Origin of the sequence: Aromatoleum sp., assembly GCF_035254505.1 — a bacterium.
GTDB lineage: Bacteria > Pseudomonadota > Gammaproteobacteria > Burkholderiales > Rhodocyclaceae > Aromatoleum.
The window spans coordinates 1-21,307 of record NZ_DATFAO010000084.1 but is presented as its reverse complement, the minus strand read 5'-3'; the positions used below and the strand labels follow the sequence as shown (position 1 = coordinate 21,307).

At 64.0% G+C, this 21,307-nt stretch carries 24 protein-coding genes; 20 read left to right on the top strand and 4 right to left on the bottom strand.

Going from position 1 to position 21,307, the window contains the following annotated elements:
- Positions 1–3: 3 nt before the first annotated feature.
- From VJ673_RS16620 to VJ673_RS16600, 5 genes are read left to right on the top strand one after another with little or no spacing between them, the layout of a single operon-like run.
- Positions 4–777, top strand: a complete 774-nt coding sequence (locus tag VJ673_RS16620) for an ABC transporter ATP-binding protein (RefSeq protein WP_324127263.1) — start codon at positions 4–6, stop codon at positions 775–777.
- Positions 770–1,582, top strand: coding sequence for an ABC transporter ATP-binding protein (locus VJ673_RS16615; protein ID WP_324127262.1), 813 nt, complete (start codon positions 770–772; stop codon positions 1,580–1,582). The genes VJ673_RS16620 and VJ673_RS16615 overlap by 8 nt, the downstream gene beginning before the upstream one ends.
- Before the next feature lie 46 nt (positions 1,583–1,628).
- On the top strand, positions 1,629–2,606 hold the full coding sequence (locus VJ673_RS16610) for a PQQ-dependent catabolism-associated beta-propeller protein (protein ID WP_324127261.1): 978 nt from the start codon (positions 1,629–1,631) through the stop codon (positions 2,604–2,606).
- Positions 2,607–2,615: 9 nt separating this feature from the next.
- Positions 2,616–3,821, top strand: coding sequence for an ABC transporter substrate-binding protein (locus tag VJ673_RS16605; protein WP_324127260.1), 1,206 nt, complete (start codon positions 2,616–2,618; stop codon positions 3,819–3,821).
- Positions 3,822–3,843: 22 nt separating this feature from the next.
- Positions 3,844–4,656, top strand: a complete 813-nt coding sequence (locus VJ673_RS16600; RefSeq protein ID WP_324127259.1) for an ABC transporter permease — start codon at positions 3,844–3,846, stop codon at positions 4,654–4,656.
- 129 nt (positions 4,657–4,785) lie between these two features.
- Here the strand turns inward: VJ673_RS16600 and VJ673_RS16595 are convergent, their stop codons facing one another.
- Both VJ673_RS16595 and pedF read right to left on the bottom strand, forming a co-directional pair.
- On the bottom strand, positions 4,786–5,631 hold the full coding sequence (locus VJ673_RS16595; protein WP_324127258.1) for a substrate-binding periplasmic protein: 846 nt from the start codon (positions 5,629–5,631) through the stop codon (positions 4,786–4,788).
- A complete protein-coding gene (gene pedF, locus VJ673_RS16590) occupies positions 5,621–6,070 on the bottom strand; it encodes a cytochrome c-550 PedF (protein WP_324127257.1) in 450 nt (149 codons plus the stop codon). The genes VJ673_RS16595 and pedF overlap by 11 nt, the downstream gene beginning before the upstream one ends.
- Before the next feature lie 285 nt (positions 6,071–6,355).
- Here pedF and VJ673_RS16585 point away from each other — a divergent pair, with 285 nt between their 5' ends.
- The 9 genes from VJ673_RS16585 to VJ673_RS16545 all read left to right on the top strand — a co-directional run bounded on the left by VJ673_RS16585 (position 6,356) and on the right by VJ673_RS16545 (position 16,073).
- On the top strand, positions 6,356–8,383 hold the full coding sequence (locus VJ673_RS16585; protein WP_324127349.1) for a sigma-54-dependent Fis family transcriptional regulator: 2,028 nt from the start codon (positions 6,356–6,358) through the stop codon (positions 8,381–8,383).
- Between the two features lie 100 nt (positions 8,384–8,483).
- The gene (locus VJ673_RS16580) at positions 8,484–8,960 is read left to right on the top strand and encodes a 4Fe-4S dicluster domain-containing protein (RefSeq protein ID WP_324127256.1); all 477 of its coding nucleotides are present in this window, start codon (positions 8,484–8,486) and stop codon (positions 8,958–8,960) included.
- Between the two features lie 15 nt (positions 8,961–8,975).
- Positions 8,976–10,823: an aldehyde ferredoxin oxidoreductase family protein gene (locus VJ673_RS16575; protein WP_324127255.1), complete on the top strand. Its 1,848-nt coding sequence runs from the start codon at positions 8,976–8,978 to the stop codon at positions 10,821–10,823.
- A gap of 88 nt (positions 10,824–10,911) precedes the next feature.
- Positions 10,912–12,183: an NAD(P)/FAD-dependent oxidoreductase gene (locus VJ673_RS16570; protein ID WP_324127254.1), complete on the top strand. Its 1,272-nt coding sequence runs from the start codon at positions 10,912–10,914 to the stop codon at positions 12,181–12,183.
- A gap of 20 nt (positions 12,184–12,203) precedes the next feature.
- Positions 12,204–12,455, top strand: a complete 252-nt coding sequence (gene thiS, locus VJ673_RS16565) for a sulfur carrier protein ThiS (protein WP_324127253.1) — start codon at positions 12,204–12,206, stop codon at positions 12,453–12,455.
- Between the two features lie 28 nt (positions 12,456–12,483).
- Positions 12,484–12,789, top strand: coding sequence for a hypothetical protein (locus tag VJ673_RS16560; protein WP_324127251.1), 306 nt, complete (start codon positions 12,484–12,486; stop codon positions 12,787–12,789).
- Between the two features lie 172 nt (positions 12,790–12,961).
- Entirely contained in the window at positions 12,962–14,587 is a 1,626-nt protein-coding gene (locus VJ673_RS16555) for a methyl-accepting chemotaxis protein (RefSeq protein WP_324127250.1), read from the top strand.
- Between the two features lie 62 nt (positions 14,588–14,649).
- The gene (locus VJ673_RS16550) at positions 14,650–15,354 is read left to right on the top strand and encodes an ABC transporter permease (protein ID WP_324127248.1); all 705 of its coding nucleotides are present in this window, start codon (positions 14,650–14,652) and stop codon (positions 15,352–15,354) included.
- A gap of 5 nt (positions 15,355–15,359) precedes the next feature.
- Positions 15,360–16,073: an ABC transporter ATP-binding protein gene (locus tag VJ673_RS16545; RefSeq protein WP_324127247.1), complete on the top strand. Its 714-nt coding sequence runs from the start codon at positions 15,360–15,362 to the stop codon at positions 16,071–16,073.
- 23 nt (positions 16,074–16,096) lie between these two features.
- On the opposite strand, the gene VJ673_RS16540 is transcribed toward VJ673_RS16545, so the two are convergent.
- Positions 16,097–17,020 (bottom strand): LysR family transcriptional regulator, encoded by a 924-nt coding sequence (locus VJ673_RS16540; RefSeq protein WP_324127246.1) that lies wholly within the window; start codon positions 17,018–17,020, stop codon positions 16,097–16,099.
- 106 nt (positions 17,021–17,126) lie between these two features.
- Here VJ673_RS16540 and VJ673_RS16535 point away from each other — a divergent pair, with 106 nt between their 5' ends.
- The 6 genes from VJ673_RS16535 to VJ673_RS16510 all read left to right on the top strand — a co-directional run bounded on the left by VJ673_RS16535 (position 17,127) and on the right by VJ673_RS16510 (position 20,950).
- On the top strand, positions 17,127–17,999 hold the full coding sequence (locus tag VJ673_RS16535; protein ID WP_324127245.1) for an SDR family oxidoreductase: 873 nt from the start codon (positions 17,127–17,129) through the stop codon (positions 17,997–17,999).
- 28 nt (positions 18,000–18,027) lie between these two features.
- Positions 18,028–18,573, top strand: coding sequence for a cytochrome b (locus VJ673_RS16530; protein ID WP_324127244.1), 546 nt, complete (start codon positions 18,028–18,030; stop codon positions 18,571–18,573).
- 17 nt (positions 18,574–18,590) lie between these two features.
- Complete coding sequence (locus VJ673_RS16525; protein ID WP_324127243.1) at positions 18,591–19,184, top strand: YceI family protein; 594 nt, start codon at positions 18,591–18,593, stop codon at positions 19,182–19,184.
- A 70-nt stretch (positions 19,185–19,254) separates the two neighbouring features.
- Positions 19,255–19,830 carry a YceI family protein gene (locus VJ673_RS16520; protein WP_324127242.1) on the top strand — a complete coding sequence of 192 codons (576 nt, stop codon included), beginning with the start codon at positions 19,255–19,257 and terminating at the stop codon, positions 19,828–19,830.
- Between the two features lie 79 nt (positions 19,831–19,909).
- A complete protein-coding gene (locus VJ673_RS16515) occupies positions 19,910–20,149 on the top strand; it encodes a CDGSH iron-sulfur domain-containing protein (RefSeq protein WP_324127241.1) in 240 nt (79 codons plus the stop codon).
- A 276-nt stretch (positions 20,150–20,425) separates the two neighbouring features.
- On the top strand, positions 20,426–20,950 hold the full coding sequence (locus VJ673_RS16510) for a hypothetical protein (RefSeq protein WP_324127240.1): 525 nt from the start codon (positions 20,426–20,428) through the stop codon (positions 20,948–20,950).
- A gap of 83 nt (positions 20,951–21,033) precedes the next feature.
- Here VJ673_RS16510 and VJ673_RS16505 read toward each other — a convergent pair.
- Positions 21,034–21,307: hypothetical protein (locus VJ673_RS16505; protein WP_324127239.1), on the bottom strand; the 274-nt coding region annotated here is incomplete at its 5' end.

The following is a 21,307-nucleotide window of genomic DNA, read 5'->3' as shown; positions in this document are numbered from 1 at the left end:
TTCATGCTTGAAATCACGATCGACCGCAAATCCTACGCCGACCGCGGCGGCCGTCCGCATCTTGCGCTCGCGGGGCTCGAACTGCGCGCCGCGCCAGGCGAATTCGTCTGCGTCGTGGGCCCGTCGGGTTGCGGCAAGAGCACGCTGCTCAACGTCATCGGCGGGCTCGACCACGACGTCGATGGCCGTGTCCGCATCGGCGCACCCGGCGCGCGGCATGACACGGGCTACATGTTCCAGGAGCCGCGACTGATGCCCTGGCTCACCGTGCTCGACAACGTGCTGCTCGTCGCAGGGCCGTCGCCTGAAGCACGCGAACGGGCGCTCGCTCTGCTGCGTGCAATGGAGCTCGGCGACGTGATGCACGCCTACCCGGGTCGGCTCTCCGGTGGGATGCAGCGTCGCGTTGCCCTGGCACGCGCCTTCGTGATCGAACCGGCGGTGCTGCTGATGGACGAGCCCTTCGTGTCGCTCGACGTCCCCACGGCCAACCGCTTGCGCGCGATGCTCGTCGAAATGTGGCAACGTTGCCGCAGCACCGTGCTCTTCGTCACGCACGACCTGCGCGAGGCGCTGTCGCTCGCCGACCGCATATGCTTTCTATCCCCCGCGCCCGGGCACGTCGTGCTGGAATTGCCGGTGAGCCTGCGGCGCCCGAGAATGCCTGACGACGCAGCCGTCGCACAATTGCACGCCCGCCTGCTGGCGGAGCATCCCGAGATCCTCGCCGGACTGGCGGCTTGTGGATTGGGGAAGGAGGAAAGACCGGATGTCTGAAATGATCGAAGCTGAGCCTGTCACCCAAAGCCGTGGCCAGGAGGGGAGCGACATTCCTGGTGCCGCGTCGCCCGATCACGCGCTGCTGCGCCTGGAGGACGTGCGCAAATCCTATGGCCCGCGCGAGGCCCTCCGTGGCGTGAGCCTCGCGGTGCAGCCCGGGGAGTTCGTCGCACTGCTGGGGCCGAACGGGGCCGGCAAGAGCACGCTGTTCCAGTTGCTGACCGGGCTTTTCAATGCCGACACCGGCCGCATCAGCGTCTGCGGCCATGATATCCGGCGCGATCCGGTGCGGGCGCTGGCCGACATCGGCGTCGTGTTCCAGCAGATGACGCTCGACCTCGATCTCAGCGTCGTCGCCAACCTGAATTTTCACGCCAAGCTGCATGGGCTCGGGGGCAAGCATGCCCGCGAGCGCATCGACGACAGCCTGCGCCGTGTCGGCCTCGTTGAACGCGCGAAGGACCCGGTCCGTGCGTTGAGTGGCGGCAACCGGCGCAAGGTCGAGCTCGCGCGGGCGCTGGTGCATGAGCCGGCCGTGCTGCTGATGGATGAGGCGACCGTTGGGCTCGATCCCGCATCGCGCCGCCAATTGCTCGACGAAGTCCTCGCGCTGCGCGACCGCGGTGTCGCGACGTTGTGGGCGACCCACCTCGTCGACGAGGCCGAGGCCGCCAATCGCGTGATCGTGCTCCATCAGGGACGTATCCTCGCCGAAGGGCGTCCCGAGGCGCTCGCGCAATTCGCCGGGACGCCGACGCTCGCCGAAGCTTTCCTCAAGCTGACAGGTGGCAACCAGGACTGAGCGGCTACCAGTAACAATCGAACAGCAACGACAGGAGACTCCCCCAGTGATTCGTATCAGGACGACGATGGCCGCGCTCGCGCTGGCCTTTGCCGCAGGAGCGGCCGGCGCGAAGGACACCGGCTACGTGTTCGTCAGCAGCGAGAACGACAACGCCGTGACCGTGCTCGACGGCAAGACGTGGAAGGTCGTGAAGACGATCGCGACCGGGAAGCGCCCGCGCGACATGCACTTGAGCCCGGACCGGCAGTCGCTCTACGTCATCTCGAGCAAGAACAACCGCGTCGACGTCATTGACGTCGCCCAGCTCAAGGTCGTGCGCAGCATTCCGGTCGCCGAGGACCCCGAGATGTTCGATCTGTCGGCCGATGGCAAGCGCCTGTATGTTTCGCACGAAGAGGGCGCCCAGCTCGCCGTGATCGACGTCGCGTCGCGCAAGCCGGTCGCCAAGGTCGAGGTCGGCGAGGAGCCCGAAGGCGTGCGTGTCAGCCCCGACGGAAAGCGCGTGTACGTCACCTCCGAAGTCGCGAATATGGTGCACGTCGTCGATACCGCGACCAACAAGATCGTCGCGAACGTGATGGTCGGCAACCGCCCGCGCCGCTTCGCGATGACTCCGGACGGCAGCGAAGTGTGGGTCACCAACGAGATGGGCGCGCGCGTCTCGATCATCGATGCGACGCACGACACCGTGAAGGGCAACGTCGACTTCAAGCCGAAGGGCTTCCGCCAGGACGACGTGACGCCTGTCGGCATCACGATGACGCGCGGCGGCAAGACCGCCTACGTCACATTGGGGCGCGCGAACCACGTCGCCGTCGTCGACGTCGCGACCCGCGCTGTGCAGGATTACATCCTCGTCGGTAAACGCGCCTGGGGTGTCGCCCTCAATCGCGACGAGAGCCAGCTTTACGTCGTCAATGGCCTCTCGGACGACCTCTCCGTGATCGACACCGCCAGCCGCAAGGTGCTGCGGTCGGTGCCCGTCGGCCGCGTGCCGCATTCGGTCGTGATCGACGACTAAGGGGGCATCGTGCAGATCACGTACCGAGTCTACGCGGGACGATTCCCACGGCTCTTCGCCTTGTTCGCGGCGCTGGCTGCGTTGCTGTTCGCGCCTGCCACCTGGGCTGCGACCGTCCGTATCGCCCATCTTGAGATCGAAGGCGACCCGCGCTACGACGAAACGCATCTGGCGCTGCACGGTCTCGCCCAGCCGCTCGGGCGTCCCTACGCGGGTGCGGAAGTGGCGATCCGCGAGGCCAAGTTCGCCGGCAAGGCGGCGGGCGTTGACTTCGCCCTGGAGCGCGTCAGCGGCGCCGATGCGAAGGTCCTGATCGCCGCCGTCGAGAAACTCAACGGGCAAGGCGTGCGCTACTTCCTCATCGACGCACCGGCCGCCGTGGTCGCCGAAGTCGCGAAGGCGGTGCGCGGCCGCGAACTGCTGCTCTTCAACGTCTCGGCGGCAGACGACGCGCTGCGCCAGACGCAATGCCAGCCGAATCTCATGCACACGCTGCCGAACCACGCGATGACCGCCGATGCGCTCGTGCAGTACCTCGTGTCGCGCAAATGGCGCTCGGTGCTGATGCTCGAAGGCCCGCTGCCCGACGATCACCTGATCGCCGAAGCTTTCGAGCGCTCCGCCAAGCGCTTCGGCGTCAAGGTCGTCGACAAGAAGCCTTTCGTGCTGAGCAACGATCCACGTCAGCGCGACCAGGGCAATGTCGCGCTGCTCACGGCCGGCAGCGACTACGACGTCGTCTTTGTCGCCGACAGCGACGGCGAATTCGCGCGCAGCGTCCCCTATCGCACGGTGAAGCCGCGTCCGGTTGTCGGCGCCGACGGCCTCGTCGCCACCGCATGGACCTGGGCCTGGGAGCGCAACGGCGCGCCGCAGCTCAACGCCCGCCTGGAAAAGCAGGCCGGCCGCCGCATGGCCGACATCGACTGGGCCGCCTGGATGGCAGTGAAGTCCGTCGTCGAGGCCGTCGCGCGCACGAACAACGCCGCCTTCCCGGTCGTCGTCAAATATCTCAAGGGCGACGAAATCGCGATCGACGGCTTCAAAGGCAACCGCCTCGGCTTCCGCGCGTGGGACAACCAATTGCGCCAGCCGATCCTGCTCGCGACCCACAACGCCGTGATCGAGCGCGCTCCGATCGACGGCTTCCTGCATCCGACGAACAACATGGATACGCTCGGCTTCGATCAGCGCGACAGCCGCTGCGCCTTCTGACGGCCGGCCACCAGGAGCACCGATGAAACTTTCCCACGCCTGGCTTGCGTTGCAAGCCATCACCGGCCGCGAAGTGGCCAAGTTCGTCCGACAGGGTGGGCGCTTCGCCTCCGCGCTCGTCCGCCCGCTGCTGTGGCTGGTTGTGTTCGCCGCGGGCTTCCAGAACGTCTTCGGCGTGTCGATCATCCCGCCCTACGAGACCTACATTCCCTACCAGGAATACATCGTCCCCGGCCTGCTCGGGATGGTGCTGCTCTTCAACGGCATGCAGTCCTCGCTCGCGATGGTGTACGACCGCGAAATGGGCGTGATGCGCCTGCTGCTGACCGCCCCCTTGCCGCGCGCCTACCTGCTCTTCGCGAAGCTCCTCGCCGGCACCTTGCTGTCCGTGCTGCAGGCCTACGTCTTCCTCGTGATCGCGGCGCTCTTCGGCGTGCAGGTGCCGTGGACCGGCTGGCTCTACGCGCTGCCGGTGATCGTGCTCGGAGGAATGATGCTTGGAGCGCTGGGCCTGCTGCTGTCCGTGCAGGTGCGCCAGTTGGAGAACTTCGCGGGCACGATGAACTTCGTCATCTTCCCGATGTTCTTCATCTCGCCGGCGCTCTATCCGCTATGGAAACTCGAAGAATCCGGCGCGGCCGTCGTCTACACAGTCGCTCGCTGGAACCCTTTCACCCACGCGGTCGAGGCGATCCGCTTCGCGTTGTACGGGCAATTCGCCGTGACCTCGATGGCGATCGTGGTTGCGGCGTTGATCGTCTTTTTCGCGCTCGCCGTCCAGGGATACGACCCGCAGCGCGGCATGCTGAAGCGCGCCGGCGCGAAGGCGGCATGAACTGTATCGCCGCCGTGGAGCAGGACGTGTAGCGACCTGCTCCAAAGTGGAGCAGTTGTTCCGTTTTGGAGCGATTGGGGGAAATGACGCAATTCTGCGATGACCTTCCGAGTCATCGCAGAATCGCTTTCAGGGCGTCCGGTGTGTGACGCCGTAAGTCGCGAAGATGCGGTCGAGCTCGCCCGAGCGCTGGATTTCGGCGAGACCTTCGGACAGCGCAGCTTTCAGTTCCTTGCTGCCCGACTTCACTGCCAGGCCCAGCGTCCAGCTACTGACGCGCATGCCGGTGATGTTCATCGGATCGAGGCGGAACTGCTTGTCGTCCTTCATCGTCGCCTCGAGTTCGCTGCGCGGACCCATCACGGCGCTGACTTCACCGTGCGTCATCGCCTTCACGGCGTCGGCAACGCTGTGGAAGTGCACGACGTTGTCACGCAGGCGTCCGCCCAGCGCGTGCATCAGGTAATCATCGGAATGGGTGTCGAGCTCCACGCCGATCTTTTCGCGTGTGAAGACTTCCAGCGCTTCCGACGGCGAGCCCGATATCTGCGGCACGCGCTCGGGGTTCCGGGCGAGGGCCATCGTCTCGAGCTGGTAGGGTCCGAAGATCGCGACCTTGTCATTTTGCTGCGCGAAGTACGCGTCAACCGGAACGTGCAGCATCACGTCCCCCGGGCGCGTCCCCAGGTAATGGCCTTTCCAGACCATGTTGCGCAGATCGTCGCTCATGTTCTCCCCGGCGGGGAATTCGACGATCTCCGCGCGCAGGCCCAGCTTTTCAGCCAGGGCCTGCCCGAGCGCGATATCGACGCCCTTGCCGCGCGCCGAATACGGCGCGAAGTCGGCATAGACGGCGATCCTCAAGGTGCCTTGCTGCTGCAGCTCCAGGTCGGCCGCCTTCGCATAGGCGGGCAGCAGGGGGCTTGCGCACAGCGCCCCCGCAGCGATCAGAAAGGAACGACGATCATTTTTCACGTACGGTCTCCAACCAAGCCTTGATGGCCCACATTGCCTCCTGCGGCAGAATGCCTTCGAACGGGGGCATATATACCGCGCCATTGCGCGTCACGCCGTGACGGATGCGCCCGAGGAAGTATTCGTCGGTTTCCGGTTCGATGTCCAGCTTGCGCAGGTCAGGAGCGATGCCGCCCGAGACCGCGCCGAGACCGTGGCAGCGCGCGCAGTTCTGGTTGAAGGCCGAGCTGCCGACGCGGATCGCCTCTGCATCGCCGCGGTAGGGATTGGGGGAGGTGATCCATTCCTTGCCCAGGGGCTTCAAGGTCGATACATCGACCGCTTGGGGAGTGACGTTGCCGTGCGCGTGTGCCAGGCCCGCCACGAGCGCCAGACCGATCGCCATTGCTCCAACTCGCAGTTTGCGGGCCGGGGTCTCCTTGTAGTTCTGCGTATCCACCTTGTCGTTCCTCACACTTGTTTAGATTTCACGTGCACCTGGGACGGTGCCCTTGGCGTAACCTGTACTGCAAACGCTGTGCCACCGTTTCAGTAAGGGCTTCGACTCGCAGCAAACCCACAAGATCCGCGGGATTCTGCTGATCTTCTGCTGGCAAAGAAATTGCTCCATCGGAGCTACCCCAGCCAGAGGGTCGATTGCTTCAACATGGGGCAGGTGCTACTTTCTGGAGCAAGGGACACGCTGACAATAAGTCCTGTATAAGGCGCATCACAGGAGGAGATGATGGTTGTGACACCGCAGTTGCGAGAGCGCCGCGACGATGCTGTTCTTGACGCAAGACGCAGCTTCTTCGAACGAGGTGAGCTGCCCGAATCGGGCGTCGCACCGCTGGTGCTGCGTTCGTGGGAGCGCAGCCGCTCGGTCGGATTGGATGTCCAGGACGGACGACCGGTCGACCCGGCGGGCAGGGCTCGGCTGTCCGAAGCGCGCGATCGCAGTGCGCGCCTGCTCGACCAGGCTGGCGGGATCATGGAACACGTCTTCGAGCAGATCCGCTCGACCGGCAGCATGGTCCTCCTCGCCGACATCGAAGGCATGATCCTGCACTGTCTCGGCGACCCTGACTTCGTCGGCCGTGCCCACCAGGTCGCACTCCAGCCAGGCGCGAGCTGGGAAGAGTCGGTTCGCGGCACGAACGCGATCGGCACAGCCATCGTCGAGCGTGGAGCCGTCGAAGTGCTGGGCGCCGAGCACTATCTCGAGCGCAACGGATTCCTCACCTGCTGTGCCGTCCCCGTATTCAGCGCCAGCGGACAGCTCGCCGGCGTCTTCGACATCTCCGGCGACTCCCGCACTCATCAGCGCCACACCTTGGGCCTTGCGCGCCTGTCGGTGCAACTGCTTGAAAAGCGCTTGTTCGAGGCGGAGTTCGCCCGCGACATCCGCATTGCCTTCCATCCGCGCCCCGAGTACGTGGGCAGTTTGCAGGAAGGCATGATCGCGATCAGCCCCGAGGGCGCCATCATCGGCGCCAATCCGTTCGCCCGCGAATACCTAGGACTGGTTCCGGGACTGCTCGAAACCCCCGCACTGTCCACCTTCCTCCGCACCGGCTTCGGCCAACTGATGGATCGCGCCGCTTCGGCCGCTGGAGACCTGCTGATGATCGAAACCCGCCGCGGCGAGCCCATCTACGTTCAAGTTCGTGGCCAGCGCCCGGTCCGTGTCGAAGTGCCCGCCACAAAAGCCCTCGACCGCGCATCCGAGCGGCCCGCCAAGTCGACGGAGCGTGGCCGCAATCGCATCCAACTCGACGACCTTGCGACCGGCGACACCCGCCTGCAACTCGCGCTCGATCGCGCCCGCCGCGTCCTCGGGAAAGACATCCCGCTGCTGATCCAGGGCGAGTCCGGCGTCGGCAAGGAACTCTTCGCGAGTGCCTTCCACCACAGCGGACCGCGCAGCGACGGCCCCTTCGTCGCGCTCAACTGCGCGGCAATCCCCGAGAACCTGATCGAATCCGAACTCTTCGGATACGTCGGCGGCGCCTTCACGGGCGCGCGTCGCGAAGGGGCGATCGGCAAGCTCCAGCAAGCGCACGGCGGCACACTCTTCCTCGACGAGATCGGCGACATGCCGATGGGCATGCAGGCCCGTCTGCTGCGCGTGCTGCAGGAGCGCAGCGTCACGCCGATCGGTTCGATGAAGTCGATCCCGGTCGACATCTCGCTCGTTTGCGCGACTCACCGCGTGCTGCGCGAGGCGGTGAAGCAAGGCACGTTCCGCGAGGATCTTTATTACCGCGTGAACAGTCTAACGGTGACCTTGCCGCCGCTGCGCGAACGCACCGACATCCGCCCCATCGTCACGCGCCTGCTGGACGCCGAGATCGGCGACATGCGCCGGGGCAGGGTCGGGATAGGCGATGAGGTGATGTCCTTCTTTCAGCGCTACAACTGGCCGGGCAACGTGCGCCAGCTCCAGAACGTGATTCGCGTCGCCGTCGCCTTGCTCGACGACGACGAGGACGAAATCCTGCCGGTGCACCTGCCGGAGGAATTGTTCGGAACCGATCCAGGCGACGACGGCGAACCTCGCCGCGCCGACTTTGTTCCGGCGCCGGCACAGCCTGCCGGTGCAGCGGCAGTCCGGGCGGTCGCCGAGGCGGCGGGCCCGCGGAGTCTGGACGAAATCGAACTCGAAGCCATCAGCACCGTGATGCGCGAAGTCGGCGGCAACATTTCTGCCGCCGCCCGCCGTCTCGGCGTCAGTCGGAATACCTTGTATAGAAAGCTGGGCCGGATGAATTGACCCACAAGAAAACCATGGCAGACTAATGGTCTTTGGCATGGTGTTTGCTGTAACCAAATGTTGTTCCCAAGGTAAATCCACATGACGGAGGAGACATTCGATGTGGAAATCACTTCACATTGATCCCGCGAAGTGCACCGGCTGCCTGCAGTGTGAAATGGCGTGCTCGTACGAACACACCGGGGTCATCAATCCCAGCAAGTCGCGCATCAAGGTGTTCAGTTTCGAGCACGAAGGGCGCAAGGTCCCTTACACCTGTACGCAGTGCACCGAAGCGTGGTGCATGCACTCCTGTCCGGTCGATGCGATCCGTCTCGACCTGACGACCGGCGCAAAGATGGTGTTCGAGGACACCTGTGTCGGCTGCAAGGTCTGCACTATCTCCTGTCCCTTCGGCACGATCAATTACAACCAGAGCACCGGCAAGGTCCAGAAGTGCGACCTGTGCGAGGGCGATCCCGCCTGTGCGAAGGCCTGTCCCACCGGCGCGATCACCTACATCGACGCCGACTGGACCGGACTTGCGCGTATGCAGGCCTGGGCCGCAAAGGCCAACACCCCCGCACCCGCAGCCTGAGAGGAGAGGAACGTCATGGGATGGAATCGCAAGGTCCTGCGGGTGAACCTGACTCAGGGCACGTGCAAGGAAGAGCCGCTCAACATGGCATGGGCCGATGAGTACCTCGGCTCGCGCGGTCTCGCAACCAAGTATCTGGTCTCCGAGATCGACCCCAAGGTCGATCCGCTGTCACCCGACAACAAGATGATCATGGGGACCGGCCCGCTGACCGGCACTATGGCCTCGACTGGTGGTCGTTACACCGTCACGACCAAAGGGCCGTTGACGGGCGCCATCGCCTGTTCGAACTCGGGTGGCTTCTTCGGTGCCGAAATGAAGTTCGCCGGCTGGGACATGATCATTTTCGAGGGACGGTCTCCGAAGCCGGTCTATCTGTTTCTCGAGAACGACAAGGCCGAGCTGCGGGACGCCTCGCACCTGTGGGGCAAGAGCTGCTGGGAAACCGAGGAAACGATCAAGGCTCAGCATCAGGATCCGCTGATCCGCGTCTCCTCGATCGGGCTCGCGGGCGAGAATCAGGTGATGTTCGCCTGTATCGTCAATGACCTGCACCGCGCTGCCGGCCGCTCCGGTGTCGGCGCCGTGATGGGTTCGAAGAACCTCAAGGCGGTCGCAATCCGCGGCACCAAGGGTGTATCCGGCATCAAGGACTTCGGCGCCTTCCTCAAGGCGACGCAGGACGCGAAGAAGGTCCTCGCCGACAACGCGGTCACCGGCCAGGGCCTGCCGAAGTACGGCACTCAGGTGCTGATGAACGTCATCAACGAAGTCGGCGCGCTGCCCACCCGCAACCACCGCGACGTGCAGTTCGAGGAGGCCTCCAAGATTTCCGCCGAGGCGATGCACGAGAAGCGCGAGACCGACGGCAAGACGCACCTCGTCACCAACGCCGCCTGTTTCGGCTGCACGATCGCCTGCGGGCGCATCTCGCAGCTCGACCAGAATCACTTCACGGTCAAGAACAGCCCGAAGTACTGGGGCGCTTCCGGGGGCCTGGAATACGAAGCGGCCTGGGCGCTCGGCGCGAACAACGGCGTCGGCGACCTCGAAGCGCTGCAGTACGTCAACATGCTGTGCAACGAGCAGGGCATGGACCCAATCTCCTTCGGTGCGACCGTCAGTGCGGCGATGGAGTTGTACGAGATGGGTGTCCTGACCAAGGACCAGATCGGCATGGAAGCGCCTTTCGGTTCCGCGCAGGCGTTGGCGCGGATTGCCGAGCTGACCGCGAATGGTGAAGGTTTCGGCAAGGAGATCGGCCTGGGTTCGGCAAGGCTCACGGCCAAGTACGGCCACCCCGAACTGTCGATGAGCGTCAAGAAGCAGGAATTCCCCGCCTACGATTCGCGCGGCATCCAGGGCATCGGCCTCGCCTACGCGACCTCCAACCGCGGCGCTTGCCACCTGCGCGGCTACACGATCGCCTCGGAAGTCCTCGGCATTCCGGTCAAGACCGACCCCCACGCCACCGAAGGCAAGCCCGAACTCGTCAAGGCCTTCCAGGACGCGACGGCGGTGTTCGATGCGGCAGGTGTGTGCGTATTCACGTCCTTCGCCTGGACCTTGGCTGATGTCCAGCCTCAGGTGCAGGCAGCGTGCGAAGGCGACTGGTCGATGGAGAAGCTCAACCAAGTGGGCGAGCGGATCTGGAACATGGAGCGCCAGTTCAACCTCGCGGCCGGCCTCACCGGCAAGGACGACAACCTGCCGAAGCGTCTGACGACGGAACCCGCGAAGACCGGCCCGGCCAAGGGCATGGTGAACCGTCTCGGCGAGATGCTGCCCGAGTACTACAAGGTGCGCGGCTGGACGCCCGAGGGCGTGCCTACGCCGGAAACCTTGTCGCGCCTCGGCCTCTGATCGTCGTCCGATACGCAAAGCGTAGTCCCCCTTCCCGGCGGCGTCGCCCCGGGAAGGGGAGTTCATCGCCCAATCGAGGACAGCTCCCATGAAACACGTGATACTCGGCAACGGTCCGACGGGCGTCGTCGCAGCCGAGACGCTCCGTCGCGCAGCCCCCGCCGACGAGATCCTGATGGTCGGCTCCGAAGGCGAGCCGCCATACTCGCGCATGGCCATTCCCTACCTGCTCGAGGAAAACATCGACGAATCGGGCACCTATCTGCGCAAGACGCCCGACCACTTCAAGAAGCTGCGCGTCCGCGAGCTGAACGCGCGGGCGGTATCGCTCGACACCGAACAACGCCGCATCCTCTTCCAGGACGGCCACTTCGAGGATTACGACCGTCTGCTGATCGCAACCGGCTCGCACCCGGTGCGTCCGCCGATTCCCGGCGTCGACCTGCCCGAGGTGCAGACGTGCTGGACGCTCGCCGACGCGCGCGCCATCGCCAATCTCGCCAAGCCCGGCTCGCGCGTGTTGCAGCTCGGCGCCGGCTTCATCGGCTGCATCATCATGGAAGCCCTTGCGGCGCGCGGCGTCCAGCTCACGGTCGTCGAAATGGGCGACCGCATGGTGCCGCGGATGATGACGCCCAAGGCTGGCGGCATGATCAAGAACTGGGTCGAGACGAAGGGCATCCGCGTCGTCACCAATGCAGGCGTCAAGCGGATCGACCGTAGCGCACAGCCTTCGGTGGTGGACGTCACCCTGTCGACCGGCGACGTGCTGTCCTGCGATCTCGTGATCGTCGCGGCAGGCGTGGCGCCGAATGTCGCCTTCCTCGAATCCACGCCGGTGCACGTCGCCAAGGGCGTCCTCGTCAACGAATATCTCGAGACGAGCGTACCGGGGGTCTATGCCGCCGGCGACGTCGCCGAGGCCCCCGACCTCTTCACCGGCGAGCATCTCGTCGCCGCGATCCAGCCCAACGCCGCCGATCAGGCCCGCGTTGCCGCGTTGAATATGGCCGGTCGCCCGACGAAGCTCAACGGCGTGCTCGCGATCAACGTTCTGGCCACGCTCGGCCTCATTTCGTCATCTTTCGGCCAGTGGTGGGGTGAGAAGAGCGACCAGGGCGGCGCGGGTGTCGAGCACATCGACGAAGCCCGCTATCGCTACCTGAGCCTGCAGTTCAAGGACGACGTGATGATCGGCGCGACCTCGATCGGTCTCACCGAACACGTCGGCGCACTGCGCGGATTGATCCACGGGCAGGTCAAGCTCGGTGCGTGGAAGGAGCGCCTGCTCGCCAACCCGCTGCAGTTTGTCGAAGCCTACGTCGCCCGTTCGCAGCAGCCGATGGCCTTGGCCCGCTGAGGCATTCCGAAGGCAAAGCAATGAAGATCGGCTTCAAGCTCTTCGCGTCGCTCACCGACCACCTCCCGGCCGACCGCAAGGGTAACCGCGTCGAACTGGAGGTGGAGGAGGGCACGACGATCGCAAACCTGATCGGCCGCTTCCAGATTCCCGAGCGCAGCGCCCACCTCGTGCTCGTCAACGGCCAGTTCATCCCGCCGGCGCAGCGGCTCATGCACCGGCTTGCCGACGGGGACGAATTGGCAATCTGGCCGCCGATCGCGGGCGGCTGAGGCCGGCAGCCTCGCGGCACGACTCGTAGTGTTCTTCAAGGACGTCGTACCCCCACGGTTCGAACGAACCGTCACCGCAACCCCCGAGGAATTTGGCCGCGATCTGCGCAAGGCCTGGCCGGAGGGGGTCGCGAGTGTCGGGCCGAATCGATTCTCGGTGGCCTGCGGCGACCTCGCCCTGGAGATCGTTGCCATCACACAAGGCACGCGTCGACTCGGCATACTCGAATTGCCGCTCCTGAAGGTCACATACGAATTTCACGGGGGTGACGAAGCGGCGCGCCGCCGGCTACTGCACACGCTCGATCGCGCAATGCAGCGAGGTGGCGGGTAAGACATACGTCAGCTATGGTCGGCACCCGGCTTCCCCGGGAGATGCCTCTGCGCTATTCCATTAAAGTTTGTTGAGAGAGCGCCGTTACGTAAAAGGTAATAGGACAATACGGGTTCGATCGCCGCCATCGGCGCGAGCAGTTTCCCCTGAAACGGGGGCGGGGAGGGGATGCATGTTGAATCGAATTTCGTTGGCTCGACTCGTTCTTGTCGCGAGCGTCGTCGTGCTCGTGGGAATGGCGGTGCTGTCCATTTTCTCGAACAGGGTGCTGAACGGCATCCACGATCAGTCGCTTTCCGGCCAGGCGCTGCAGAGCTCGATGCTGGCGGCGAAGGAGGCGCGCTTCCAGACGATCCAGATCCAGCAGTTCCTGACCGACGCGGCTGCCACCGCCGAAGAGGATTCGTTCGGCGAAGCGCGCCACGCGATGGAGGCCGCGCAGAAGGCGTTGTCGCGGCTCGGCGAACTTGAACCCAGCCTCGCCGAACGCATCCGCCCGCTTGCCGCCGACGTCACCACTCTGCACGGAATCGGCGTGGAAATGGCCCGCGCCTACATCAACACCGGTCGCGATGCCGGTAACGCCATCATGAAGCGCCAGGGCGATGGATTCGACGACAGGGCTGCGGCGCTCGCCCAGCGCATCGACGCCCTGGTTGACCAACTGACTGTCCAGTCTGCCGAATCGCTCCAGCACACCTCCGAGTCGATCACCACGATCCAGAACCTGATGAATCTGGCGAGCCTTGCCATGCTCATCGGCGTCATCGTCGTCGTCCTCGCGGTTCGTCAAAGCGTGCTGAAGCCGATACAGCAATTGCGCGATTCGATGAACGACATCGCGCAGGGCGAGGGCGATCTCACGCGGCAGCTTGCGGCCGTCGGCACGAACGAACTGGCGGAGGTCAGCGGCAGTTTCAATCGCTTCGTGGCCCGCATTCGCGACATCATCGTCCGGCTTACCGACGACAGCTCCAGCCTGCAGTCGATGAGCGGCACCCTCGCGCGCGCAGCAGATGTCACCCGCTCCAGCATGCGCCGGCTGCACGAGCAGACCGAGGCCGCGTCGGCAGCAGTCGTCGAAATGAATGCCAACGTCCAGGAGGTCGCGGCCAGCGCCTCGTCCGCGGCGGAATCTGCTCGCCACTCGGACAACGCAGCGCAGGAAGGCCGACGCGTCATCGAAGCGACGATCGAGGCGATCCGCGATCTTGCCCGGGACGTCGCCGACGCGGGTCAAGCGATGAAAAGCCTTCACACCGAAGTCGGCGACGTGAGTGATGCGCTGGTGATCATCCGCGAGATTGCCGCCCAGACCAATCTGCTTGCCCTCAATGCTGCGATCGAAGCCGCCCGGGCCGGCGAACAGGGGCGCGGATTCGCTGTCGTTGCCGACGAGGTGCGCAAGCTCGCGCAGCGTACGCACGAGTCGACGGAACGCATCGAAGTCGTGATCGGGCGGCTCCAGGCGGGATCGCATCGTGCGCTCTCCGTCATGGAAGCTGGGGGCGGAAAGGCCTCGGACACAGTCCGTCACGCCAGCGCTGCCGAACAGGCGCTCAATGACATCGTCGTCGCGATGGGGCAGATCGGTGCAATGGTGCAGCAGATCGCCGAGGCCGTCGTCACGCAGCGCGAAGCCGCCGAACACATCGGCAACAGCATTACGGCCATCACCGAGTTTGCCGATCGAGCGGCCGCGGAGGCCGATGACACCTCGCAGGAAACCGCAAACATTGCGGGCATGACCGGAGAACTCACCGCGCTGGTTGGGCAATTCAAGGTGCTACGCCGGTGATGGAGCGACACGGCGGCTGCCGCCCTGTCCCTGCGCAGCAATTGATCCGTTATCCTTGGTGAATGGCGGCGTTTTCCTCCACCTTTTATGAAGCCTTCCTGCTGATTGCGTCGCTCGACCACCGGGCGGTCGAGATCGTGTCCCTGTCCGTCCGCGTAAGCGGGGCGGCTGTCCTGCTCGGAACCCTGATCGGATTGCCCTTGGGCGCGTTTCTCGCAGTAGGCCGATTTCCGGGCAGGAACGTCGCGTTGGTCACCGTCAACGCCTTGATGGGCCTGCCCTCGGTCGTCGTCGGCGTCATCGTCTACCTGTTCCTGTCTCGCTCCGGGCCGTTCGGCGAACTCGGCCTCCTGTACACGCCGGCCGCGATGGTGGTCGCGCAAACCGTGCTCGTCATCCCGTTGATGGCGGCGATCGCCCGCCAAGTCGTCGACGACGCTTGGCAGCGCTACGCGGAAGAACTGCAAGCGATGCGTTTCACTTGGTGGCAGAGCGTGACCACGCTTCTCTACGACTGCCGGCACTCCTTGCTCGTCGCCGTGCTCGCGGGTCTCGGCCGCGCCATGAGTGAAGTCGGCGCCGTCATGATCGTTGGTGGCAACATCGACCACGCCACACGCGTCATGACGACCAGCATCGCGCTCGAAACCAGCAAGGGCGATCTTCCGCTCGCGATCGCGCTCGGGCTCGTCCTCATTTCCGTCATCCTCGTCCTCAATGCGGTCGCCTTCACGGTTCGGGCCTGGGCGATGCGCCGCTACGGATGAAGACGATGTTTCCGTTGCGACTGCGCGACCTGAAATTCCAGCCCAACGGCCGTGCCGTGCTCGACGGCGTAGACCTGGAACTTGGGGGCGAGGGGATTACGCTGATCCTTGGGCCGAACGGCGCCGGCAAGAGCGTGCTCCTGCGTACGCTATGCGGCCTCGTCGAACCGACCGCAGGCACGATCGAATGGGGAAACGGCGCACGGCCGCACCTCGCGGTCGCGATGGTCTTCCAGCGGCCGATGATGCTGCGTGCCTCGGTGCTCGAAAATGTCGCCGTCGCGCTAAAACCCTTCGCAGTTCCGCGGAGCGAACGTCACGAGCGCGCGGCGAAGGTATTGGAACGCGTCGGCCTGGCCGCTCGCGCGACGGATAGCGCGCGACAGCTCTCGGGCGGCGAACAACAGCGCCTGGCTTTGGCTCGCGCCTGGGTCACCGCGCCTCGCCTCCTGCTGCTCGACGAGCCGACCGCGAGCCTCGACCCTTCGGCGACGACTGAAGTCGAGCGCATCGTGCGCGAAATCCGCACCGACGGCACCCGCATCCTGATGACCACCCACAACCTCGGCCAAGCGACCCGCCTCGGCGACGATGTGGTGTTCATGAGCGCGGGCAAGGTGCGTGAGCATGCCTCGGTCCAGCGTTTCTTCTCCCGCCCCTCGTCGGAGGAGGCGCGCCTGTTCATCCAGGGCGAGCTCCCGTGGCGGATGAATTTCTGAACACAGGGCGAGACGGCCCCGGCTCACTCCTGCCGATGCCCTGAGAAGCCTTGGTCCCAGTATGGCACTGGCCCGATCCGCTCCGCCAAGTAATCGACTAGCGTCCTCACGCGATGGGGCACGTAGCGCGTCCCCGGGAATACCGCGTAGATCTGCAGCTGCATCGCCGTGTATTCGGCCAGTACCTGTTCGAGCAGTCCCACCTGAACCGCCTGTGCCGTATTGAACGTCGGTTCGCACACAATGCCGAGGCCACGGATCGCCCCGTCCACGAGGGCATCGCCGTTGTTCATCCGCAGCCGCCCCTTCACCGGAACCGAGTACGGTTCGCCATTGACCCGGAAGTTCCAACCCGGCACCGGGGCCAGCGTATACGTCAGACAATGGTGCGACAGCAGGTCGTCCGGATGGCTGGGACGCCCGTGCCGGTCGAGATACGCGGGGGAGGCGACCACCGCAAGGCTGCTTACTCCCAGCCGACGGATGACCAAGCTCGGATCGATCCGCGGCGAAATCCGCACCGCGAAATCCATCCCTTCCTCGATCAGATTCACCCGCCGGTCGCTGAACTCGAGATCAACCGTCACTTCCGGATAGGTCGTGATGAAATCCGAGACCAGCGGCATCAGGTGTCGAATGCCGAAACTCATCGGCACGCTGGCCCGGATCGGGCCGCGCGGCGCACGTTTTTCCCCGACGAGATCGCCCTCGGCCGCCTCGACCATCGACAGGATTTCCCGGCACTTCTCCAGATAGGCCGACCCGGATGCCGTCAAGCTCAATCGTCGCGTGCTGCGCGCCAGCAGCTTTGTCCCGAGGTGCGCCTCAAGCGCCGCAATCTGGCGCGTGATTGCCGACCGGGCAACGTTGAGCCGATCCGCCACAGCCGTAAAGCTGCCGGCTTCGGCGACGCGGACAAACACATCCATGGCTTGAAGACGGTCCATTGTTTTCTTCCGTGCAACAAAGAGTTCGAAGACAAGGCCTATTTTAGGAGCAATCGTTCGCCTAAAGTTCGAATCACGCAATGATGCAAGAACGGAGAGCGATGACATGATTCTGGTAACCGGAGCCACCGGGCAGTTGGGGCAGCGCATCGTGCAGCGCCTTGCAGCCCGCCTGCCGCACGCGGGCGCCGGCCAGCTCGCCGTCAGCGTCCGCGATCCCGCCCGCGCGACACAACTCGCCGCGCGCGGAATCGACGTCCGTCAGGGCAACTTCGACAATGTCGACACGCTCGCCACGGCTTTCTCCGGGATCGATCGCCTCGTCCTGATTTCCACCGACGGCCCCAAGGCTGTCCGGATCGCCCAGCATGGCAGGGCGATCGAGAGCGCACGCAAGGCGGCCGTCAAGCACATCTTCTACACGAGCTTCCAGGACGCGGCGGAGAATTCCCCATCCGAATTCGCCCAAGTCCATGCGGCCACCGAATCGCTCCTCGCGACTTGCGGTATTGCGCACACGATCCTGCGCAACGGCCTCTACGCCGATTTCTTGCCGATGACGCTCGCGTCGGCGCTGCAAACCGGCGTCCTGCGCCTGCCTGCGGGTACTGGTAAGGTCAGTTTCATTTCGCGCAATGAACTTGCCGAAGCCATTGCTGCGGCCGCGCTCGCACCGCGCCTCGAGAAGGGACTCTACGAACTCACCGGCCAGACCTCCCACGACTTCACCGAAATCGCGGCCAAGGTCGGCGCGGCGACCGGGAAGCCCCTGCGCTACGAGGCGATCGGCGAAGACGAATACGCGCAGCTGCTGGAGCAGGCGCAAATGCCTGCTTGGCTGGCACGTGCGATGGCAACAATGTATACCGCGGCCTCGGAAAACCGGTTCGCCCGATGCAGCAACGATTTCGCAGCCTTGGTCGGCCACCCTCCGAAATCAATCGATTGCCTCGTCGCCGAATTCTTCCGCGCCCCCTGACCTGCCGCATCCGTAACGAGGAAGAAGAATGAAAGTCCCAAAACACTACGCGACGCCGTCCGTACTCCTGCATTGGCTCACCGCCGTGCTGATCCTGACTGCGATTCCGCTCGGCCTCTACCTGAGCGATCTGCCGCTGTCGCCGAACAAGCTCAAGCTCATCTCGTATCACAAATGGATCGGCATCACGGTGCTGTTCCTCTTCCTTCCGCGCCTGTTGCTGCGCCTGACCCAACCCGTCCCCGCGGCCCTCGAAGCGCCCGCGTGGCAACGCTTTGCCGCCTCCGCAACCCACGGCTTGCTCTACGTCCTCCTCATCGCCGTGCCGCTTACCGGATGGCTCATGAGCTCCGCCAAAGGTTTCCCGGTCGTCTATCTTGGCATCCTGCCGCTGCCGGATCTGGTGGCGAAGGATCAAGCGCTCGGCGACCTGTTCAAGACCATCCACGAAACCCTGAATGACGGGCTTCTCATCCTGATCGGCCTGCACGTTGCGGCGGCGCTCAAGCACCAGTTCGTCGACCGCGACGAAACGCTGGTCCGGATGATGCCGATTCTCAAACGCTCAAACTGAATCAAGGAAACTCGACGATGACCCTGCGCACAGTGCTCGCCGCCGCCCTGTTTGCGGCAACCCTGCCGATGGCTCCCCTGACCGCCGTCGCAGCCGATGCGCCCGCCGTCTTTGATCAGGTGCAACCGGCCAAGAGCAAGATCGCGTTCGTATTCACGCAAATGGGCGTGCCGGTCGAAGGCCAATTCCGGAAATCAAAGGTAGACCTGGCCTTCGACGCCGTTGCTCCGGCCAAATCGACGGTTCGCCTCGATCTCGATCTCTCCGGGATCGATGCCGGCTCGTCCGACGCCAATCAGGAAGTCGGAGGCAAGGCCTGGTTCGACCTCAAGAACTTCCCGACCGCCACCTTCGTGTCCTCGTCGGTCAAGCCGCTCGGCGGCAACCGCTACGAAATGACCGGCAAGCTCAGCATCAAGGGCCGCACTCGCGACGTCACGACCCCGATCGTCGTGACCCAGGCCGGCAACACGGCGAAATTCGACGGCAACTTCACCCTCAAGCGCCTGGAATTCGGCATCGGCGACGGCAGCTGGTCGGATACGTCGATCGTGGCCGATGAAGTCAAGGTGAGCTTCCACGTCGAAGCCGATCGCCGCGCCGCCAAATAACACACACCACCCAACCCCGATAACCGCAGCACCTTAATCGAACCGTTTGTCCCTAGGAGATTCCGAAGAAATGCAACTCAAACGCCTCGCCCTCATTTCGACCCTGGCCGCCACTTTCGTCGCTCCCGCGTTCGCTGCCCCCGAAACCTTCGTCATCGACGGCACCCACACCTTCCCGCGTTTCGAATACAACCACTTCGGCTATTCGACCCAGCAGAGCCGCTTCAACAAGACCACCGGCACGATCGTCATCGACCGCGCGGGGAAGAGCGGCTCGGTGGATGTCACGATCGACACCAAGTCGGTGGACACGGGTTCGGACCTCTTCAATGAGCACATCCAGGGCGAGGACTTCTTCGACTCAGCCAAGCACCCCAAGATCACCTTCAAGTCGACGGGTCTCTCCTTCGACGGCGACAAGCTCGCCTCCGTCGATGGAAACCTGACCATCAAGGGCGTCACCAAGCCCGTCAAGCTCGAAGTGACCTCATTCAAGTGCATGGATCATCCGATCGTGAAGAAGGAAGCCTGCGGCGCCAACGCTGTCACCACCATCAAGCGCTCCGACTTCGGTGCCGGCAAGTTTGCACCTTACGTCGGTGACGACGTCAAGCTCGTGATCGCAGTCGAAGCGGTCAAGCAATAACAGCTGCGAACCGAGGCCCCGATCCTCCGGGGCCTTTTTTTGCCCGCTCTTCGCGGGTGCCATTTCTTGGGAGATAACAATGAGCGACGCAACGATTGCGCAGAAAGCTCCGTACGCCGTGGATGTCGAAGCAGGCAAGAGCTATTGGTGGTGCTCCTGCGGCAAGAGCGCGAGTCAGCCCTTCTGTGATGGCAGCCACAATGGGTCGGAGTTCACCCCCGTCGAATACAAGGCGGAGGAGAGCAAGACCGCGTATTTCTGTGGCTGTAAGCACGGCAATAACCACCCGCTGTGTGATGGATCGCACCAAGTTCTGTAATGCCTGAAGCGCCTCGCCGACGCAGAGATAAGGCACGTCGGCGGGGACGTGGGAACCGGCAGCTCAGGCCGGGCCAGACGAGCAATTGCCCGATCGACCTCCAGTCGGACTTGCGATGCGGCCTCATCCGTCGTCTGCCCGGATCCGGAATTGAAGATGTGTGAATATGTAAAATAAGTACAAGCTGCAGCGGTCAGCGTCATAATTCCTTTTCACAAGGCGACATGTCGTGCACAAGTTTCTACGTGCCGCTTCGTTCCGGGAGGGCCGTTCAGGATGAGAAAATCAGCCATCGCTGCCGCGCTTGCATTTATTCTGCTAATTCCCGTCGGAGCTAGCGGGCATCTGAAGACGGCGGTGCCGGACAGCCGCGCCGCACTCGGCCCCACGGACCATTTCGGTGCGCAATTGGTCCTTACTCCGGACGAGCAGGGCTTCGCCGAAGCATTGGTTTCCCGATCCCGCTTACCTCAACTGCCTTGGGAGTACATACTGACTCGGGGATCGTCCGTGACAGCCGTTCTAGTATTCCAAGGATGTGCGACGAATGGGGCAGGTCGGTGCGACGTTGTCGCCGAGTTCTCCGTGATCTCCCCCTCGGGCACCGAGATGTCCGGAGGGGCTGGCGAGTTGTGGTCGGATCCACCGGTACCCGGCGGTTTGCATATCGGAAATTCCAGCGTCGGCCTGAGCTTCGGCCAGGACGACGCTGTCGGTCAATATCACATCATCGCCAACGTGACCGATCAGGTCTCGGGTCGGCGACTGATGCTGGATTCTCCACTGACACTGCGCGAATAAGCGCCTAGCGGACGGGCGCACGTCGCCCGAGTCCGCGCGCGGCGCTTCCTTTGCCCTCCCCCGAGCCATACTCGTCACACTTTTCAAGTGCCACCGCCGGCATTGGCGATCCATTGGGAGCGGGCAGCAAACAAAATTCCCCTCAAGGCTTGACGCCCGCTCGGAGCTCTATATAATCCGCCCCTCTTCGCGACGTTGCCGGCAAATGCGGCGGCAGCGGGAAGAGGAAAGAGCGTTGAGCGCGGCGGTGTTGAAGGAAATAAAAAACACAGCAGTACTTGACGGCGACAAGGAAGTTTGTCAGAATCTCTTTCTCGCTGCTTCGGCAGCGGTTCTTTAAAAAATTGGACAACCGAT

Excerpts from the sequence above, each read along its gene's own strand:
- VJ673_RS16620 (WP_324127263.1), top strand. The coding sequence starts at position 4 with ATGCTTGAAATCACGATCGACCGCAAATCCTACGCCGACCGCGGCGGC.
- VJ673_RS16615 (WP_324127262.1), top strand. The coding sequence starts at position 770 with ATGTCTGAAATGATCGAAGCTGAGCCTGTCACCCAAAGCCGTGGCCAG.
- VJ673_RS16600 (WP_324127259.1), top strand. The coding sequence starts at position 3,844 with ATGAAACTTTCCCACGCCTGGCTTGCGTTGCAAGCCATCACCGGCCGC.
- VJ673_RS16585 (WP_324127349.1), top strand. The coding sequence starts at position 6,356 with ATGGTTGTGACACCGCAGTTGCGAGAGCGCCGCGACGATGCTGTTCTT.
- VJ673_RS16580 (WP_324127256.1), top strand. The coding sequence starts at position 8,484 with ATGTGGAAATCACTTCACATTGATCCCGCGAAGTGCACCGGCTGCCTG.
- VJ673_RS16575 (WP_324127255.1), top strand. The coding sequence starts at position 8,976 with ATGGGATGGAATCGCAAGGTCCTGCGGGTGAACCTGACTCAGGGCACG.
- VJ673_RS16570 (WP_324127254.1), top strand. The coding sequence starts at position 10,912 with ATGAAACACGTGATACTCGGCAACGGTCCGACGGGCGTCGTCGCAGCC.
- thiS (WP_324127253.1), top strand. The coding sequence starts at position 12,204 with ATGAAGATCGGCTTCAAGCTCTTCGCGTCGCTCACCGACCACCTCCCG.
- VJ673_RS16555 (WP_324127250.1), top strand. The coding sequence starts at position 12,962 with ATGTTGAATCGAATTTCGTTGGCTCGACTCGTTCTTGTCGCGAGCGTC.
- VJ673_RS16550 (WP_324127248.1), top strand. The coding sequence starts at position 14,650 with ATGGCGGCGTTTTCCTCCACCTTTTATGAAGCCTTCCTGCTGATTGCG.
- VJ673_RS16545 (WP_324127247.1), top strand. The coding sequence starts at position 15,360 with ATGTTTCCGTTGCGACTGCGCGACCTGAAATTCCAGCCCAACGGCCGT.
- VJ673_RS16540 (WP_324127246.1), bottom strand. The coding sequence starts at position 17,020 with ATGGACCGTCTTCAAGCCATGGATGTGTTTGTCCGCGTCGCCGAAGCC.
- VJ673_RS16535 (WP_324127245.1), top strand. The coding sequence starts at position 17,127 with ATGATTCTGGTAACCGGAGCCACCGGGCAGTTGGGGCAGCGCATCGTG.
- VJ673_RS16530 (WP_324127244.1), top strand. The coding sequence starts at position 18,028 with ATGAAAGTCCCAAAACACTACGCGACGCCGTCCGTACTCCTGCATTGG.
- VJ673_RS16525 (WP_324127243.1), top strand. The coding sequence starts at position 18,591 with ATGACCCTGCGCACAGTGCTCGCCGCCGCCCTGTTTGCGGCAACCCTG.
- VJ673_RS16520 (WP_324127242.1), top strand. The coding sequence starts at position 19,255 with ATGCAACTCAAACGCCTCGCCCTCATTTCGACCCTGGCCGCCACTTTC.
- VJ673_RS16515 (WP_324127241.1), top strand. The coding sequence starts at position 19,910 with ATGAGCGACGCAACGATTGCGCAGAAAGCTCCGTACGCCGTGGATGTC.
- VJ673_RS16510 (WP_324127240.1), top strand. The coding sequence starts at position 20,426 with ATGAGAAAATCAGCCATCGCTGCCGCGCTTGCATTTATTCTGCTAATT.